The 16,760-nt window shown below is 72.4% G+C and carries 12 protein-coding genes; 4 read left to right on the plus strand and 8 right to left on the minus strand.

Features of this window, described 5'->3' with window-relative positions; all coding sequences use genetic code 11:
• Positions 1 to 133: 133 nt before the first annotated feature.
• The 6 genes from AC1U7O_RS00715 to AC1U7O_RS00740 all read right to left on the minus strand — a co-directional run bounded on the left by AC1U7O_RS00715 (position 134) and on the right by AC1U7O_RS00740 (position 6,365).
• On the minus strand, positions 134 to 400 hold the full coding sequence (locus AC1U7O_RS00715) for an acyl carrier protein (protein WP_479892620.1): 267 nt from the start codon (positions 398 to 400) through the stop codon (positions 134 to 136).
• Positions 397 to 1,572 (minus strand): dihydrolipoamide acetyltransferase family protein, encoded by a 1,176-nt coding sequence (locus AC1U7O_RS00720; protein WP_479892621.1) that lies wholly within the window; start codon positions 1,570 to 1,572, stop codon positions 397 to 399. The genes AC1U7O_RS00715 and AC1U7O_RS00720 overlap by 4 nt, the downstream gene beginning before the upstream one ends.
• Positions 1,565 to 2,557: an alpha-ketoacid dehydrogenase subunit beta gene (locus tag AC1U7O_RS00725; protein ID WP_479892622.1), complete on the minus strand. Its 993-nt coding sequence runs from the start codon at positions 2,555 to 2,557 to the stop codon at positions 1,565 to 1,567. Before AC1U7O_RS00725 ends, AC1U7O_RS00720 begins: the two co-directional genes overlap by 8 nt.
• Positions 2,558 to 2,927: 370 nt before the next feature.
• Complete coding sequence (gene pdhA / locus AC1U7O_RS00730) at positions 2,928 to 3,896, minus strand: pyruvate dehydrogenase (acetyl-transferring) E1 component subunit alpha (RefSeq protein WP_479892623.1); 969 nt, start codon at positions 3,894 to 3,896, stop codon at positions 2,928 to 2,930.
• A gap of 32 nt (positions 3,897 to 3,928) precedes the next feature.
• Complete coding sequence (acsA, locus tag AC1U7O_RS00735; protein ID WP_479892624.1) at positions 3,929 to 5,689, minus strand: acetate--CoA ligase; 1,761 nt, start codon at positions 5,687 to 5,689, stop codon at positions 3,929 to 3,931.
• A gap of 388 nt (positions 5,690 to 6,077) precedes the next feature.
• Entirely contained in the window at positions 6,078 to 6,365 is a 288-nt protein-coding gene (locus tag AC1U7O_RS00740; protein ID WP_479892625.1) for a GIY-YIG nuclease family protein, read from the minus strand.
• Between the two features lie 749 nt (positions 6,366 to 7,114).
• Here AC1U7O_RS00740 and AC1U7O_RS00745 point away from each other — a divergent pair.
• From AC1U7O_RS00745 to AC1U7O_RS00760, 4 genes are read left to right on the plus strand one after another with little or no spacing between them, the layout of a single operon-like run.
• Positions 7,115 to 8,752 carry an acetolactate synthase large subunit gene (locus AC1U7O_RS00745; protein ID WP_479892626.1) on the plus strand — a complete coding sequence of 546 codons (1,638 nt, stop codon included), beginning with the start codon at positions 7,115 to 7,117 and terminating at the stop codon, positions 8,750 to 8,752.
• Positions 8,753 to 8,812: 60 nt separating this feature from the next.
• Complete coding sequence (pdhA, locus tag AC1U7O_RS00750; protein WP_479892627.1) at positions 8,813 to 9,799, plus strand: pyruvate dehydrogenase (acetyl-transferring) E1 component subunit alpha; 987 nt, start codon at positions 8,813 to 8,815, stop codon at positions 9,797 to 9,799.
• A complete protein-coding gene (locus tag AC1U7O_RS00755) occupies positions 9,796 to 10,764 on the plus strand; it encodes a pyruvate dehydrogenase complex E1 component subunit beta (protein ID WP_479892628.1) in 969 nt (322 codons plus the stop codon). The genes pdhA (AC1U7O_RS00750) and AC1U7O_RS00755 overlap by 4 nt, the downstream gene beginning before the upstream one ends.
• 13 nt (positions 10,765 to 10,777) lie before the next feature.
• A complete protein-coding gene (locus AC1U7O_RS00760; protein WP_479892629.1) occupies positions 10,778 to 11,965 on the plus strand; it encodes a dihydrolipoamide acetyltransferase family protein in 1,188 nt (395 codons plus the stop codon).
• Between the two features lie 92 nt (positions 11,966 to 12,057).
• On the opposite strand, the gene AC1U7O_RS00765 is transcribed toward AC1U7O_RS00760, so the two are convergent.
• Both AC1U7O_RS00765 and AC1U7O_RS00770 read right to left on the minus strand, forming a co-directional pair.
• The gene (locus AC1U7O_RS00765) at positions 12,058 to 13,059 is read right to left on the minus strand and encodes a zinc-dependent alcohol dehydrogenase family protein (protein ID WP_479892630.1); all 1,002 of its coding nucleotides are present in this window, start codon (positions 13,057 to 13,059) and stop codon (positions 12,058 to 12,060) included.
• A 4-nt stretch (positions 13,060 to 13,063) separates the two neighbouring features.
• Entirely contained in the window at positions 13,064 to 15,823 is a 2,760-nt protein-coding gene (locus tag AC1U7O_RS00770) for a cation-translocating P-type ATPase (protein WP_479892631.1), read from the minus strand.
• Positions 15,824 to 16,760: the final 937 nt, after the last annotated feature.

Below are 16,760 nucleotides of genomic sequence, written 5' to 3' on the forward strand. Positions count from 1 at the left end.
TGCCGGACCGGTTCCGGCCAGTCGTCAGGCCCGGTGTCCGACACGGGGGCGGGTGGTTCGACGGCCCGCGGCGAGGAGAGTCGCCGCGGGCCTCGATATGTGCGGGGGCCGAGTTCGCCGCCGCCGGGGCGAGTCAACGGGTTCCGGCATCGGCGGCTTCCAGGTACGCGACGCAGCCGTTCAGCGTGGCGAGCTTCGGATAGTCCTCCTCCGGGATCTCCACCCGGAGGCGTTCGTGCAGCGCGATCACGAAATTCAAGAAGTCCATCGAGTCCAGGTCGAGCTGGTCGCGGAAGGGCTTGGCCGGGTCGAGCGAGGCCAGGTCGGCCTCCGGCGCGATCTCGCCGAGGGTCCGCAGGACGGTCTGCCGGAGGTCGTCGGGGGCGGTCGGCGTGCTCATAGGCGCTCGGGCTCCTGCAACAGGCGATCGAGGGCGGCGAGGAAGACGCCGCCGCGCCGGCCGTCGGTGGCGCGATGGTCGGCGGAGAGCGTGATGGTCACGACGGGCCGGGGGACCACGACGCCGTCGGCGACCCAGGGCCGTTCGACGACCTTCCCGATCCCCACGAGCGCGACCTGGGGCGGGTAGATGACGCCGAAGGCGGTCTCCACGCCGAGATCGCCCAGGTTCGTGACGGTGATCGTCGGGTCGGCCAGCTCGGAGCTGCGCAGCGAGCCGGCGCGCGCCCGCGTGACGAGGTCGCGCAGGCCCCGCATCAGCTCGTCGAGGCTCAGTCGGTCGGCGTCGTGCAGGGCCGGGGCGACGAGGCCGCCCTGCCGCAGCGAGACGGCCGCGCCGAGGTGGATCGCCTCGCTCGGCACCGCGCGACCGTCCTTCCAGAAGCCGTTCAGCTCCGGCACCTCGCGCAGCGCGAGCGCCGTCGCCTTGAGGAACAGGACCGCGGGCAGGAGCCGCGCCGGCATCGGCCGCCGGCGGTTCTCCTCCGCGAGCCAGGCGGTCAGGCGGCCGAGCTCGACCGTGGTCGCGAGGTAGTAGTGCGGGATCTCCCGCTTGGAGCGGGCCATGGCCGCGGCGATGGCCTGGCGCATCCGCGCCTGGGGGTCGGCGGGCTCGGCGCGGGCCTCGCCCGCTGCGGGGGCGGGCGCGGGCGGGGCGGCGGCGCGCTGCACGTCCTCCGACGTCACGGAGCTGTCCGGGCCCGTGCCCGTCACGGAAGCCGGGTCTACGCCCAGCGCCGCGGCGAGCTTCCGCGCCGCGGGCGAGATTTTCGGCCTGGGAGCCGAAGGAGGGACCGGGGGACGCGGGGACGGGGCGGTCGCCGCGCCTCCGCCTCCCCGCGCCCCCGCGTCGGCCTCGCCGGGCGTCGCCGGCTCCCCCTCCGCCCGGATGCGCGCCAGCGGGGTGCCGACCGGCACCTTCTCGCCGGGCCGGACGAGCAGCGCCTCGATCACGCCGCTCGTGAAGACCTCCACCTCGACCACCGCCTTGTCGGTCTCGACCTCCGCGATGATGTCGCCGCGCGCGACGCGGTCGCCCGGCTGCTTCTTCCAGGCCACCAGCGTCCCGGCCTCCATGTCGGCGCCCAGCGCGGGCATCACGAAGTCAGGCATCGGGTCCCTTCCCGCCCAGCAGCCCGCGCGCGGCCTCGACGATCCCCTCCACGCCGGGCAGCGCCGCGTCCTCCAGGTGCTTGGGGTAGGGGATCGGCGCCTCCGCCGTGCAGAGCCGCGCCACCGGGGCGTCGAGGTCGTAGAAGCCGCGCTCCATGATCTGTGCGCTCACCTCCGCCGCGAGGCTGCCGGTCCGCCAGCCCTCGTCCACGATCAGCGCCCGGTGCGTCTTGGCGACCGACGCGAGCACCGTGTCCATGTCCAATGGCCGGAGGACGCGCAGGTCGAGCACCTCGGCCTCGATCCCGTCCGCGGCGAGCCGGTCCGCCGCCTGGAGCGCCTTCCACAGCGAGCCGCCGTAGGTGACCAGGGACAGGTCCCGTCCCGGGCGTCGGACGGCGGCCTTGCAGAGGTCCACGGGCGCCGGCTCGTCCTCCAGCGCGCCCTCCGTCGGGTAGAGGGCGGCGTGCTCGAAGATGACGACCGGGTCCGGCTCGCGCAGCGCAGCGGGCAGCATGCCCCTCGCGTCCGACACCGTCGCTGGCGCGAGGACCGTGATGCCGGGGATGTGGGCGTACCAGCCCTCGAGGCTGTGGGAATGCTGTGCGGCGACCTGGCGGCCCGCGCCCGTCGCCATGCGGATCACGAGCGGCACGCTGAACTGCCCGCCCGACATGTGGCGGATCGTGGCCGCGTTGTTCACGATCTGGTCGAGCGCGAGCAGGCTGAAGTTGACCGTCATCACCTCGACGATCGGGCGCATGCCGCCCAGCGCCGCGCCGATGCCCGCGCCGACGAAGGCGGACTCCGAGAGCGGTGTGTCACGCACCCGCTCCGGCCCGAACTCCGCCAGCAGGCCGTGGCTGCAGGCGTAGGTGCCGCCGTAGCGTCCCACGTCCTCGCCCATGAGGAACACGCGCGGGTCGCGCGCCAGGGCCTCGTGGAGCCCCATGCGGACTGCTTCTCGGTAGGTGGTCTTCTTCATGGTGTGTTCAGCCGCCACCCTGCTGCAGGGGCGTCGCCCCGGCGGAGGGGTATCCCTCTGCGTCACCCCGGCGAAAGCCGGGGCCCAGTTCCGTCGCCCCGGCGGAGGCCGGGGCCCAGTCCGTCACCCCGGCGAAAGCCGGGGCCCAGTCTGGGTCCGTGGGAGTCGGACCTGGATTCCGGCTTCCGCCGGAATGACGAAGGGGGCGTCACCCCGGCGAAAGCCGGGGCCCAGTTCCGAGTCTGGATTCCGGCCCCGGATGAAAAATGTCCGGGGTGACGACCTTCCGCCGGAATGACGAAGGGGGTCCCGGACCGAGAGGGCCAGGGGTGACAACCTGTCGCCGGGATGACGGGTTCCGGCAGCCCCTTCATTTCGTATAGACGTCCTTCACCAGATCCTCGACCGGCTCCCAGGGGGAGGCTTCCGCGTAGGCCACGGCCTCGGCGATCTCCCGCTCGACCTCCGCCTCCAGCGCGGCGGCGACCACGTCGTTCAGGATGCCGGCCGCCCTCAGCGACGCCGCGTAGGTCGCGATCGGGTCCCGTTGCTTCCATTCCGCGACCTCGTCCTTCGACCGGTAGAGCTCCGGGTCGTACATGGAGTGGGCGCGGAAGCGGTAGGTGCGGCACTCCAGCAGGCGGGGTCCCTCGCCCCGCCGGATCGTCTCGGCGGCGCGGCGCGCGGCGGCCTCGCAGGCGAGCACGTCCATCCCGTCCACGGCCTCGCCCGGCACGCCCTGGCCGCTCGCCTTGAGGACGATGTCCGTCTGGGCCTGGTGGCGGGCCAGCGCCGTGCCCATTGCATAGAGGTTGTTCTCGCAGATGAACAGCACCGGCAGCGTCCAGAGCGCCGCCAGGTTCAGCGACTCGGCGAACTCGCCCTCGGCCGCCGCCCCGTCGCCGAAGTAGCAGGCGGTCACGCGGGGCGCCCCCCGCATCGCGTCCGCGAGCGCCAGGCCGACGGCGACGGGGAGCCCGCCGCCCACGATCGCCAGCCCGCCGTAGAAGCGCCGGGAGGCGTCGAAGAAGTGCATGGACCCGCCGCGCCCTCGGCTGCAGCCCGTCGCCTTGCCGAAGAGTTCGGCCATCAGCGATCCGGCGGGCGTGCCGCGCACGAGGGCCTGGCCGTGCTCCCGGTAGGTCGCGACGACCGCGTCCTCCGGCGTGAGCGCCTGCATCGTGCCGACGGCCACGGCCTCCTCGCCGATGTAGAGGTGGAGGAACCCCCGGATCTTCCCGAGGCTGTACAGCTCCGCCGCCTTCTCCTCGAAGCGGCGGATCCGGAGCATCTGCTGCAGGAGCGTCAGCGCGTGGTCGCGATCGGGTTCGCCGGTCATCGCCGCCTGGTCTCCCGCCCCACGGGGCGCGCCTACGCTTCCAAGGTGCTCGTGTCGCCTTCCGGCAGTCCCAACTCGCGCGCCTTCAGCAGCCGGCGCATGATCTTGCCGCTGCGGGTCTTGGGCAGGCTGGGGAGAAACGTGATTTCCTTCGGCGCGACGACCGCGCCGAGCCGCGCCCGCGCGAAGCCCAGCAGCTCGCGCTTCAGCTCCTCCGACGGCTCGCGGCCGTTCTTGAGCGAGACGAAAGCCTTGACCACTTCCATCGCGACGGGGTCGGGCTTGCCGATCACGGCCGCCTCGGCCACGGCCGGATGCTCGATCAGGATGCTCTCGACCTCGAAGGGGCCGATCAGGTGGCCGGAGGTCTTGATGACGTCGTCGGCGCGGCCCACGAACCAGAAGTAGCCGTCCTTGTCCCGCTTCGCGAGGTCGCCGGTCAGGTAAAAGCCGCCGGCGAAACACTTCTGGTAGCGCTCGGGCTCGTTCCAATAGGCGCGGAACATCGAGGGCCAGCCGGACCGCAGCGCGAGCTCGCCCTGGACATCCGGCTCCTCGATGACCTCGACCCGGCCGTCCTCCGTGCGCCGGACGACGGCCGCCTCGATGCCGGGCAGCGGGCGGCCCATGGAGCCGGGGCGGATGTCCATCGCCGCGTAGTTGGCGATCATGATCCCGCCGGTCTCGGTCTGCCACCAGTTGTCGTGGAAGGGCAGCCCGAGGGTCCGCTGGCCCCAGACGACGGCCTCCGGGTTGAGCGGCTCGCCCACGCTGGCCAGGAACCGGAGCGCCCGCAGGTCGAAACGGCGCGGCAGCTCCTCGCCCGCCTTCATCAACATCCGGATCGCCGTCGGCGCCGTGTACCAGACCGTCACCCGCTGCTCCTCTAGGGTCCGGTACCAGCGCTCCGCGTCGAACTCCGCCTCGTCCACGATGCTGGTCACGCCGTTGGTCAGGGGCGCGATGATCCCGTAGGAGGTGCCGGTCACCCAGCCGGGGTCGGCCGTGCACCAGAAGACGTCGTCTTTCTGGAGGTCCAGCGCGAAGCGGCCCGTGACGTGGTGCGCCACCACCGCCTCGTGGACGTGGAGCGCGCCCTTGGGCGTGCCGGTCGTCCCGCTGGTGAAGTGCAGGAGCGCCGGGTCCTCCGGCGCGGTCGGCTCGATCGTGTAGCGGTCGCCGGCCTGGGCCATGAGCTGGTAGAAGTCGCGCGTCCCGTCCACCCCGCTGAACAGGGGGCCCTCGCCGATGACGAGGACGTGCTCCAAGTGCGGGAGGAGATGGCGGGCCGGCGCTACCTTCCGTTTGTAGAGCGCCTCGGTCGTGACCAGGACCCTCGCTTCGCCGATCGAGAGGCGCGCACAGAGCGGGACGGGGCCGAAGGCGGAGAACAGCGGGCAGAAGACGCCCCGGTGCTTGAGCGTGCCCAGCGCGGCGATGTACAGCTCGGGAATACGGCCGGCCAGGACGGAGACCCGGTCGCCCTTCCGTACCCCCAGCCCCTCCAGGACGTTGGCGAACCGGTTGGTCTGGAGCCGGAGCTGGCCGTAGGTATAGTCCCGGTGGACGCCGGTCTTGCCGATCCACCGGAGCGCGACGTGGTCGTGGAGGGGCCCGGCCGCGTGGCGGTCCACGGCCTCGTGCGCGATGTTGAGGCCGCGGCCGCCCGGCAGGCCGTCGAGATCCATGCGGGCCCGCTCCCAAGAGAAGCCGGCGCGCACCGCTTCGTAGTCGTAGAGGTTCGGCACGACCGCCCAGTCCCGCCGCGATTTGACGATTCGTTCCCAGGGCATCGGACCCCGCTCCTCGCCGGCTTCGGTGCAAGGATGGGGCCGCGCGCCCGGAGGCGGAAAAGGCCGGTGAAATTGGCCCGTTCGCGCGGGCGGCACCTCCGGTCGGGGCGGCGCTGTAGCAATAGTCGCCAGGCGCTCCCGAGGCCGAAGGGAAATTCGGGACAGGGGGGGACGAAAGGGTTGTCCCTGCGGCCTGCTGATCCGTCACCCCGGCGCACGCCGGGGCCAGTGCCGTCGCCCCGGCGAAAGCCGGGGCCCAGTCCGGGTCCGTGGGAGTCGGACCTGGATTCCGGCCCCGGATTAAAAATGTCCGGGGTGACGACCTTGCGCCGGAATGACGCACCGGAATGACGCTCAAGGTGCGATCCGGACGCCGTGGGGCCTGATCCTACAGCAGGCTCTCATACAGGTCCCGCCATTCGGGGTTCGTCTGCTCGATCAGCTCAAGTTTCCATTTCCGCTGCCACTCCTTTATCGCTTTTTCCCGTCGGATGGCCGATTCCATCGTCTCGTGCTGTTCGTACCAGACGAGCCGGTGGACCTGATACCGCTTCGTGAAGCCTTCCACGAGGTCATGCTTGTGCTCCCACACACGTCGAAGAAGGTCAGATGTGACGCCGATGTACAGTGTGCCGTTCCGGCGGCTGGCGAGGATGTAGACGCAGGGCTGTTTCATGCGGAGCGCGGTTTCCTTACTCTCCGTCGCCCCGGCGCACGCCGGGGCCAGTTCCGTCGCCCCGGCGAAAGCCGGGGCCCAGTCCGGGATTCTGGATTCCGGCCCCGGATTAAAAATGTCCGGGGTGACGACCTTGCGCCGGAATGACGAAGGGGGGCGTCACCCCGGCGCACGCCGGGGCCAGTGCCGTCGCCCCGGCGAAAGCCGGGGCCCAGTCCGGGATTCTGGATTCCGGCTTCCGCCGGAATGACGAAGGGGGCGTCGCCCCGGCGAAAGCCGGGGCCAGTTCCGTCGCCCCGGCGAAAGCCTGCCCCGGACATTCTCCATCCGGGGTCCAGTCCGTTCTCCTGTACGCTGCTCTCGGCGCGGAGACAATCGCCGGAACCGAGGTGATGGACGGCACCTGCCCCCTCCCAGTTCCTGACCTTCATCCTTGACGGCCCCCCGCCGTGGTGCTATGGGTGGCGCGCTATGCGGATAATGCTCGGCCACCTGAGGGGCCGCCTGCGGGCCCGTGGGAGTCGTACGCGCCGGCCCGGCAGGCGATCCGTTCGGGCCTGGAGCCGGACCCGTAGATCTTCCGGGGCTTCTTCCCCGGCTCGCCGGATCCCTCCGACCCGACGCGGCCGGCCGTCTCGGACAAGGCCGACCCCCGCCTGCTCCTGGGCGGCGTCGCACAGGCGGGGCTGCTCTAGGCATCCCACTCGGTCCTCCTCGTCCGGCAGCCTTGCGCCGGAGGGCGGTTTCCTATGAAGGCGGCCGAGATGCTCGTGCGCTGCCTGGAGAACGAGGGCGTCCGGTTCGTCTTCGGGTTGCCCGGCGAGGAGAACCTGGAGGTGATGGACGCGCTCCTGGATTCCCCCCTCCGCTTCATCGAGACCCGGCATGAGCAGGGGGCGGCGTTCATGGCCGACGTCCACGGGCGGCTGAGCGGGAAGGCGGGCGTGTGCCTCTCCACGCTCGGCCCCGGCGCCACGAACCTGCTGACCGGCGTCGTGGACGCCTACCTGGACCGGGCGCCGCTCGTCGCGATCACCGGCCAGGCCTCGCTGACCCGCCGCCACAAGGAGTCGCACCAGTCCATCGACGTCCTCTCGTTGTTCAGGCCGGTCACCAAATGGAACGCCTCGCTCCCGAGAGCGGAGGTCATTCCCGAAGCCGTCCGGAAGGCCTTCAAGATCGCCCAAGCGGAGAAGCCCGGCTCGACCCACCTCGAGCTGCCGGAGGACGTGGCGGAGGAGCGGGTCCCCGACGAGTCGGCGCTGCGGCCGCTCTTCGTGCAGGCGCCGGTCATGCCCGAGCCGGCCCCCGCCCAGATCGCGCGCGCCGTGCGCGCGGTCGGCGGGGCGCGGCGGCCCCTGATCCTGGCGGGCAACGGCGTGGTCCGCGGCCGCGCGCACGAGGCGGTCCGGGAGTTCGCCCGGCGGCTCCGCATCCCCGTCGTGCACACCTTCATGGCCAAGGGCGTCCTGCCCGACAGCGACCCGCTGTCCCTCTACACCATCGGCCTGCCGATGCGGGACTACGCGTCGGCCGTCGTGGAGCAGGCGGACGTGGTCCTCGCCCTCGGCTACGACTTCGTCGAGTACGCCCCCTGCTTCTGGAACCCGCACCGCGACAAGCGCATCGTGCACGTCGACGTCTCGCCGGCCGAGGTGGACGAGCACTATATCGTCGAGGTGGGCGTGCTGGGGGACCTCCGCTTGTCGCTGGAGTCGATCGGCGCGGGGCTTGAGCCCTGCGATCCGCGCTGGGCCGAAGAGGCCCGCCGACGCGTCCTCGACGGGTTCGAGGCCGAACTGGCCGGTCCGCCCGCCTGGCCGATGCGGCCGCAGCCCCTGCTGCGGGCGTTGCGCGCGGCCCTCGCGCCGGACGATCTGGTGCTGTGCGACGTGGGCGCGCACAAGCTCTGGATGGCGCGGATGTTCCCGTGCGAGGCGCCGAATTCCTGCATCATCTCGAACGGCTTCGCCGCGATGGGGATCGCGGTGCCGGGCGCGATCGCGGCGAAGCTGTTGTTCCCCGAACGGCGGGTGATCGCGGTCGCGGGCGACGGCGGCTTCCTGATGAACGCGCAGGAGCTGGAGACGGCCGTGCGGCTGGACCTGCCGTTCGTCGTCCTGGTCTGGCGGGATGGGGGCTATGGGGTGATCTGGTGGAAGCAACTGCTGCGGTTCGGCCGGACGTCGTCGGTGGAGTTCGGCAACCCGGACCTCGTGGCCTACGCGGGCAGCTTCGGCGCCCGTGGCTTCCGGGTCACCGAGCCGTCGGAGCTGCGCCCGGTCCTGGAGGAGGCGCTTGGCTGCGGCAGGCTCGCGGTCATCGACTGCCCCGTGGACTATGGCGAGAACCTGCGCCTGTCGGAACGCCTGGCGGCCCTCCGCTGACGGGATCGCCGGACCGCGGGGCGCCGCGAAGAGTTGAGTCGGGCTTCCGCATGGGACATAATGCCGGCCATGGACAGGGCGGACCTCCTTTCGCTGTACCGGCAGATGCTGCTCATCCGCCGCTTCGAGGAGAAGTCCGCGGAGATGTACGCCCTCGCGAAGATCGCCGGCTTCCTCCATCTTTACATCGGTGAGGAGGCCGTCGCGGTCGGCGCGATGGCCGCGCTGCGCCCGGACGATTACGTCATCAGCGCCTACCGCGACCACGGGCACTGCCTCGCGCGCGGCTCCGACCCCCGGGCGGTGATGGCGGAGCTGTTCGGGAAGGCGACCGGCCTGTGCAAGGGCAAGGGCGGCTCGATGCACCTGGTGGACCTGGCGCGCCGGTTCATGGGCGGCTACGCGATCGTCGGCGGCCACCTCCCGCTCGCGACCGGGCTGGCCTTCGCGGCCAAGTACCGGGCCCTCGACCTGGTGACCGTCTGCTTCTTCGGCGAGGGCGCGGTGCCCAGCGGCCAGGCGCACGAGGCGTTCAACCTAGCCGCCTTGTGGAAGCTCCCGGTGATCTTCGTCTGCGAGAACAACCGGTACGGCATGGGCACGCCGGTCGAGCGGGCCATCGCCCTCTACGCGGACGTGGCGGAGACGGGCCGCTCCTACGGGATCGCGGCCGAGCGGGTGGACGGCATGGACGTGCTGGCGGTGCGCGCCGCGATGGAGCGGGTGGTGGCGCGGGTGCGCGCGGGGGACGGGCCGTCGTTCATCGAGGCGATGACCTACCGCTTCATGGGCCACTCGATGGCCGATCCGGCGCACGGGCACTACCGCACCAAGGAGGAGGTGGACGAGTATCGGAAGCGCGACCCCCTCGTCCTGCTCAGGCAGACGATCCTGGAGCATCACCTGGGGGACGAGGACGATTTCAAGCGGCTCGAGCGGGACGTGGGCGAGGTCGTGGCCGACGCCGTCGCCTTCGCGGACGGGAGCCCGTTCCCCCCTCCGTCGGCGTTGGGCGAGGACGTGCTGGACGAGGCGGGCGCGACATGATGGTGTCCTACCGGGAAGCCCTCAACCAGGCCATGCGGGAGGAGATGCGCCGGGACCCGCGGGTCTTCCTGATCGGGGAGGAAGTCGGCTACTACCAGGGCGCCTTCAAGGTCAGCAAGGGGTTCGTCGAGGAGTTCGGCCCCCGGCGGGTCATCGACACGCCGATCACGGAGGCCGGCTTCACCGGCCTGGCCATCGGCGCCGCGATGGCGGGGCTGCGGCCGATCGTCGAGCTCATGACGATGAACTTCGGCATCCTCGCCCTCGACCAGATCGTCAACAACGCCGCCAAGGTCCGGTACATGTCCGGCGGACAACTGTCGGTGCCGCTGGTCATCCGCGGCCCCGGCAGCGCCGCCCACCAGCTCGGGGCCCAGCATTCGCAGAGCCTGGAAGCCTGGTTCTGCCACGTGCCGGGCTTGAAGGTCATCGCGCCGGCGACGCCGCACGACGCGAAGGGCCTGCTCAAGAGCGCGATCCGCGACGGGAACCCGGTCGTCTTCATCGAGGCGCAATTGCTCTACGCCGCGAAGGGCGAGGTCATGGAGGGCGAATACACCATCCCGATCGGCGCAGCCGACGTCAAGCGGGCCGGACGCGACGTGACGATCGTCGCCTATTCCAAGATGCTGCCGGTCGCCCTGGAGGCGGCCGAGGCGCTGAGCCGCGACGGCGTCGAGGCCGAGGTGGTGGACCCGCGGACCCTCAAGCCGCTGGACCTGGCGGCGATCGTCGCGTCGGTGAAAAAGACCGGCCGGCTCGTGATCGTCGAGGAGGGCTGGCGCTTCTGCGGCCTTGGGGCGCAGATCGCCGAGAGCGTGTACGGCGCCGCGTTCGACTCCCTCGACGCCCCGATCGTGCGGGTCACCGGCGAGGATGTGCCGATGCCCTACAGCCGGCCGCTGGAGGATGCCGCGATCCCGGACGTCGCGCGCGTGGTCGCGGCCGTGCAGTCGCTTCGCTGACGAGGAGAGAGCCGTGGCGAGTCGCGTCGTCATGCCGAAACTGACGGATACGATGGAAGAGGGCGTGCTGCTCGGGTGGAAGAAGCGCGAGGGGGACCGGGTGGAGGCGGGGGAGGTGATCGCCGAGATCGAGACCGACAAGGCGGTCATGGACCTGGAAGCCTTCGCGTCCGGGGTGCTGCGCAAGATCCTCGTGCGCGAGGGGGAAACGGTGCCCTCCGGCGCGCTGCTGGCCGTCATCGCCGAGGCCGACGAAGACATCGCGCCGGTCCTGACCGAGCCGGTGGCCGCCGCCCCGCCGGTCGGCGGGGCGGCCCGGCCAGCCGCCCCGGCCGCGGCGCCCGCCGCCGGACCGGCTCCCGCGGAGGCGGTCCGGCCGATCGCCTCCCCTCGGGCGAGGACCCTGGCCGCCGAGCGCGGGATCGCCCTCTCGACCTTGGTCGGCACCGGGCCGGGCGGGCGGATCATCGAGGAGGACGTCCTGAGGGCGCAGGCCGCGGCCGCGGCGATGCCCGCCGGCATCGATCAGCCGCTGAGTCAAATGCGGAAGGCCGTTGCCCGGGCCACGGTCCAGAGCAAGGCGCCGGTGCCCCATTTCTACGTGACGGCCGAGATTGACATGGAGCGGGCCGAGCGGTTCCGCGAGCGGCTCGGGCTGGGCGGACGCCCCCGCCCCTCGATCACCGACCTGCTGATCAAGGCGGCGGCGCTGGCGCTCGCCCGGCATCCGGAGATCAATGTGGCGTACGTCGGCGACGCGATCCGGCGCTATGCGCGCATCGATATCGGCGTCGCCGTCGGCATGGCGGACGGCCTGATCACCCCCGTCATCCGCGACTGCGGCGCGAAGTCGTTGGAGGCCATCTCGGCCGAAGCGCACGCGCTCATCGAGCGGGCCAGGCAGAAACGGCTGCAGCCGGCCGAGTACACGGGCGCCACGTTTTCCATCTCCAACCTCGGCATGTTCGACGTGGAGAACTTCATCGCCGTCCTCGTTCCCCCCCAGGCCGCCACGCTCGCGGTCGGCGCCATTCGGACGGTGCCGGTCGTCGGCGAGGGGGCCGTCACGACGGGGCGGCGGATGAAGGTGACCCTGTCCTGCGACCACCGGGCGATCGATGGGGTGATGGCCGCGGAGTTCCTCAAGGAGCTCGCGCGCATCCTGGAGCATCCGGAGGAGCTGGCCGCCGCCGGGCCTTGAGCCGCCGGGCGGCGGGGTGGGCGGTGCGGGCGTCAGGGCCGTGTGACGGCGGGACGGCCCGGCGCTCCGGCGCCGGCGGCAGGTCCGGCACGCTACTGCGGCACCAGCACCCCCGCCCCCCGGATCGTCCCCGCCTTCAGGCGCTGCAGGGCCTGGTTCGCCTCCTCCAGCCGGAAGCGCTGGGTGCGGGAACGGATGGGGATGGCGGCGGCCTCCCGGAGCAGGTCGAGGCCGTCCTGCTTCGTGTTGGCGGTGACGCTGCGGAGGACGCGCTCGCCGAACAGCTCGCGGTCGTAATCGATCGAGGGGATCGGCGTCATGTGGATGCCCGCGCAGGCGAGCGTGCCGCCCCGCTCCAGCGCGCGCAGGGCGGGGAGGACCAGCTCGCCGGCCGGGGCGAAGAGGATGGCGCCGTGGAGCCGTTCCGGCGGCGGCTCGGCCGCGCCGCCGACCCAGGCCGCGCCCAGCTCGCGGGCGAGCGCCCGGTGCTCCTCGCGGAGCGAGCAGACGTACACCGCGCAGCCCCGGTGGCGCGCGACCTGGATCGTGATGTGGGCGGAGGCGCCGAAGCCGTAGAGGCCGAGCCGCCCGCCCGGCGGCACGCCGCTCAGCCGGAGCGCGCGGTAGCCGATGATGCCCGCGCAGAGCAGCGGCGCGACCTCCTCGTCGCCGAGTTGCGCGGGGAGGGGGTAGGCGAAGGCCGCGGGGACGACGGCGTAGTCCGCGTAGCCCCCGTCGGCGTGGTAGCCGGTGAAGGCCGCCCGCGGGCAGAGGTTCTCCCGCCCGCTCGCGCAGAATTCGCAGCGCCCGCAGGTGGCCCGCAGCCAGGCGATGCCGACCCGGTCGCCCTCCGTGATCCCGCGCACGTCCCGGCCCACCCGGTCCACGACGCCGACCACCTCGTGGCCCGGCACGATCGGCCGCCTCGCCGGCGGCAGCTCGCCCTCGACGATGTGCAGGTCCGTCCGGCAGACGCCGCAGGCGCGCACCCGCACCCGCACCTCGCCGGGGCCCGGCTCAGGGGCCGGCCGCTCGGCCAGCGCCAGCGGGCTCGTCGAGACGTCGGCGCTCGCTGAGAGGACCATCGCCCTCACGCCATCAGCCTCCCCTCATTGCCCGTCTCACCCACGCCTTCCGCGCCTCCTCCGCGAGCAACAAGCATGCCGCCCCGGCGACCGGCGGTCCCCAGGCCCACAGCGGCAGCGGGCCCGTGCCGAAGATCGCCTGTCCGATGTCCGTGTACACGATGGCGGCGAGCAGCGCAAGCTCGACCAGGAGGCCCCAGAGCAACAGGGCGTTGCCGCGGAGGCCGAGCCGGAACACCGAGAGCGTTTCGGACCGGCAGGCGAAGAGGTTCGCCACCTGCCCGATGACGATCGCCGCCAGCGTCATCGTCGTCGCCCGCCGGTAGAGCGGGTCGGACCAGTCGAGCGGCGCGCCCCACCGCCAGCCGCTCGCGTCCAGGAACCAGAAGAATGCGGCCATGGCGGCGGCCGCCTCGATCAGCCCGAGAAAGCCGTAGGCACGGAGGAGGAGCGCCCGGCCGAGCAGCCGCTCGGTCCGCGGCCGCGGCGGCATCCGCATCAGGCCCGGCTGCGGCGCCTCCGCGCCCAGCGCCAGGGCCGGGACGATGTCGGTGCCCAGGTCCACGGCGAGGATCTGCGGCACCGTCAGCGGGAGCGGGATCGCCAAGAGCCCGTAGCCGAGGTAGGGCACGATTTCCGGCACGTTGCTCGCCAGGACGTAGGTGACGAACTTGCGGATGTTGGCGTAGACGGTCCGGCCCTCCTCGATCGCGTTGACGATCGTCGCGAAGTTGTCGTCCAACAGGATCATGTCCGCCGTCTCCTTCGCCACGTCGGTGCCGGCGCGGCCCATGGCGATCCCGATGTCGGCCTTCTTGAGCGCCGGCGCGTCGTTGACGCCGTCGCCGGTGACGGCGACGACCTCGCCCATCGCCTTGAGCGCCGCGACCACCCGCATCTTGTGGCGGGGCGCCATGCGGGCGAAGACCGGTGGCGGGCCGGGCGCCGGCGCGAGCAGCCGCCGCAGACCCGCCTCGTCCATCGCGTCGAGCGCCGCGCCCTCGACGACGCGGGCGGCCGGCGCCCCCGGCCCGGGCGTCGCGGCGACGAGGCCGATCCGGCGCGCGACCGCGAGCGCGGTCGCCGCGTGGTCGCCGGTGACCATGACGACGCGGATGCCGGCCTGCGCGCAGCGGGCCACGGCGTCGGGGACCTCGCGGTGGGGCGGGTCCATCAGGGCGACGAGGCCGAGAAAGGTCAGGTCGCGCTCGACGGTCTCCGGCGTCAGGTGCCGGGCGACGCCCCGGTCGAGCTCGCGGGAGGCGAAGGCCAGCACCCGATAGGCCTCCTCCGCGAACCGACGGCCCCGGGACAGGATCGCGTCCCGGTCCGCGTCGGTCATCGGGCGGGCCGTGCCGTCGTCCAACAGGCTCGCGCAGAGCGGCAGCAGCAGCTCCGGGGCGCCCTTCACCGAGGCGAGCAGGCGGCCCTCCGTCCAGTGCAGGGTGGTCATGCGCTTGCGGTCCGCGTCGAAGGGCAGCTCGCCCATGCGGCGGTCGTGGTCCAGCCCGTCGAGCGCCTGGCCGTCCGCGAAGGCGGCGAGTGCCCGGTCCATCGGGTCGCCGACGAGCGTGAGCCGGCCGTCCGCCCCGCGCACGCGCCGCGCGTCGTGGCAGCGGGCGAGGGCGTGGAGGAGGGGCGCCAGGCGCCCGGCCTCCGCCGCGTCGGGCGGCCGCCCGTCGCGCTCGATCCGGCCGTCCCGCACCTCGTACACGGCCCCCGGCGCGTAGAGCCGGTCCAGCCGCAGCCGGTTCTCCGTCAGCGTGCCGGTCTTGTCCGTGCAGATCACGGTCGTGCAGCCGAGCGTCTCGACGGAGGTCAGGTGCTTGATGAGCGCGCGCCGGCGCGCCATCCGCTGCGCGCCCATCGCCAGGGCGAGCGTCACGGTCGGCAGCAGCCCCTCCGGCACGTTGGCGACGAGGATGCCGATCCCGAACACGAAGCTGACCCAGAAGCCCCAGCCGAGCAGGAACCCCAGGAGGAAGCAGGCGGCGCCGAGGCCCGTCGCGAGGAGGGCGACGACGTGGGTGAGGCGGACGATCTCCCGCTGCAGGGGCGTGAGGCCCGGCTCGGTCGCGCCGGCGAGGCTCGCGATCCGGCCGAACTCCGTGCGGGCGCCCGTGGCGAAGACGACGGCCTTCCCGCGTCCGCTCAGGACGGTCGTGCCCGCGTACACGAGGTTGGGCGCGTGGAGCGGGTCGGCCAGCGACCCCGGCGGGACCGCGGCGGCCCCGACCGTCCGCGGCAGCGACTCGCCCGTCAGGGCCGAGGTGTCCAGGCTCAGCCGGAGCGCCTCGACGACGCGGGCGTCGGCGGGCACCTGCTCGCCCTCCTCCAGCAGCAGGAGGTCGCCGGGCACCAGCGCCGCGCGCGGCACCTCGGCGGGCTGGCCGCCGCGGAGCACCCAGGCCGTGGCCGGCAGGAGGCGGTGCAGCGCCTCGACGGCCCGCTCCGCCTTGTATTCCTGGACGAAGGTGAAGAGCGCGTTGACGAGGATGACCACGAGGATGGCCCAGCCGAGCGTCGCCATCCCCTCGCCCGGCCGCAGGCGGTCGGCCGCGAAGGCGAGACCGGCGGCGACCCAGAGGAGAATCGCGAGGAAGTGGGTGAACTGCCGGAGGAAGCGCCGGACGGGGGACGGGCCCGGCGCCCGCGGCAGGTTGTTGGGGCCCTCGCGCGCGAGGCGGCGGCGGGCCTCCTCCTCCGCAAGGCCGTCCGGACCGCTCGCGAGCGCGGCGAAGGTCTCGGCGACGCCGGCATGGGCTAAGTCCATCGAGGGACTCTGTCACCCCGGCGCATCATCCCCACCCTCCGCCATTCCGGCGGAAGGTTGTCACCCTGGACATTTTTCATCCGGGGCCAGAATCCAGGTGATGGACTGGACCCCGGCGTGCGCCGGGGTGACGGACTGGGCCCCGGCCCCGGATGGAGAATGTCCGGGGCAGGCTTTCGCCGGTTTCCGGAGGGCTCGTCCATGTGGGCGCAAGGCTACAAGGAGCATGCCATGCCCCGATCGTCGTTCAGGACGGAGAAAACAGCGGGGATGTCACCTCCGGCTGTAGCATCCTGACGCGAGGGCGGACGTACGCCTGTGGCGATCCTCCCCAAGTTTTTCGGCCTGTCCGACGGACCGACGCCGGCGCCGGCGCAACTGGCCGGATCGTCGCAGGTTTTGCCGTCTCGCCGCTCTGGCCGCGCCCTTGCTTAGAGAAGCGATCGGCCGTCATCCGCCATTCGTCGCCCCGGCGCACGCCGCCCCTCCTCCGTCACCCCGGCGCACGCCGGGGGCCAGTCCGTCGCCGCGGCGAAAGCCGGGGCCTAGCCTGGGATTCTGGATTCCGGCTTCCGCCGGAATGACGGATGAGGAGGAATGACGGATGAGGAGGAATGACGGAAGAGAGAGGACGGACGGATGAAGAGGACGGACGGATGAGGAGGACGGACGGAGGGGAGGCCCAGTTCCGTCACCCCGGCGCACGCCGCCCCTCCTCCGTCGTCCCGGCGAAAGCCGGGGCCCAGTTCCGTCACCCCGGCGCACGCCGGGGTCCAGTCCATCACCTGGATTGCGGCCCCGGATGAAAAATGTCCGGGGTGACGACCTTCCGCCGGAATGACGGATCGCTGCAATGGCGGAGCGTGGCGGAAGGTGGAGATGACGGGTCGCCGGGACGGCGCGCTCGGCGGAGGAGAGCGCGGTCCACCATCACCCA

The sequence above is a fragment of the Candidatus Nitrospira neuquenensis genome (assembly GCF_979578155.1).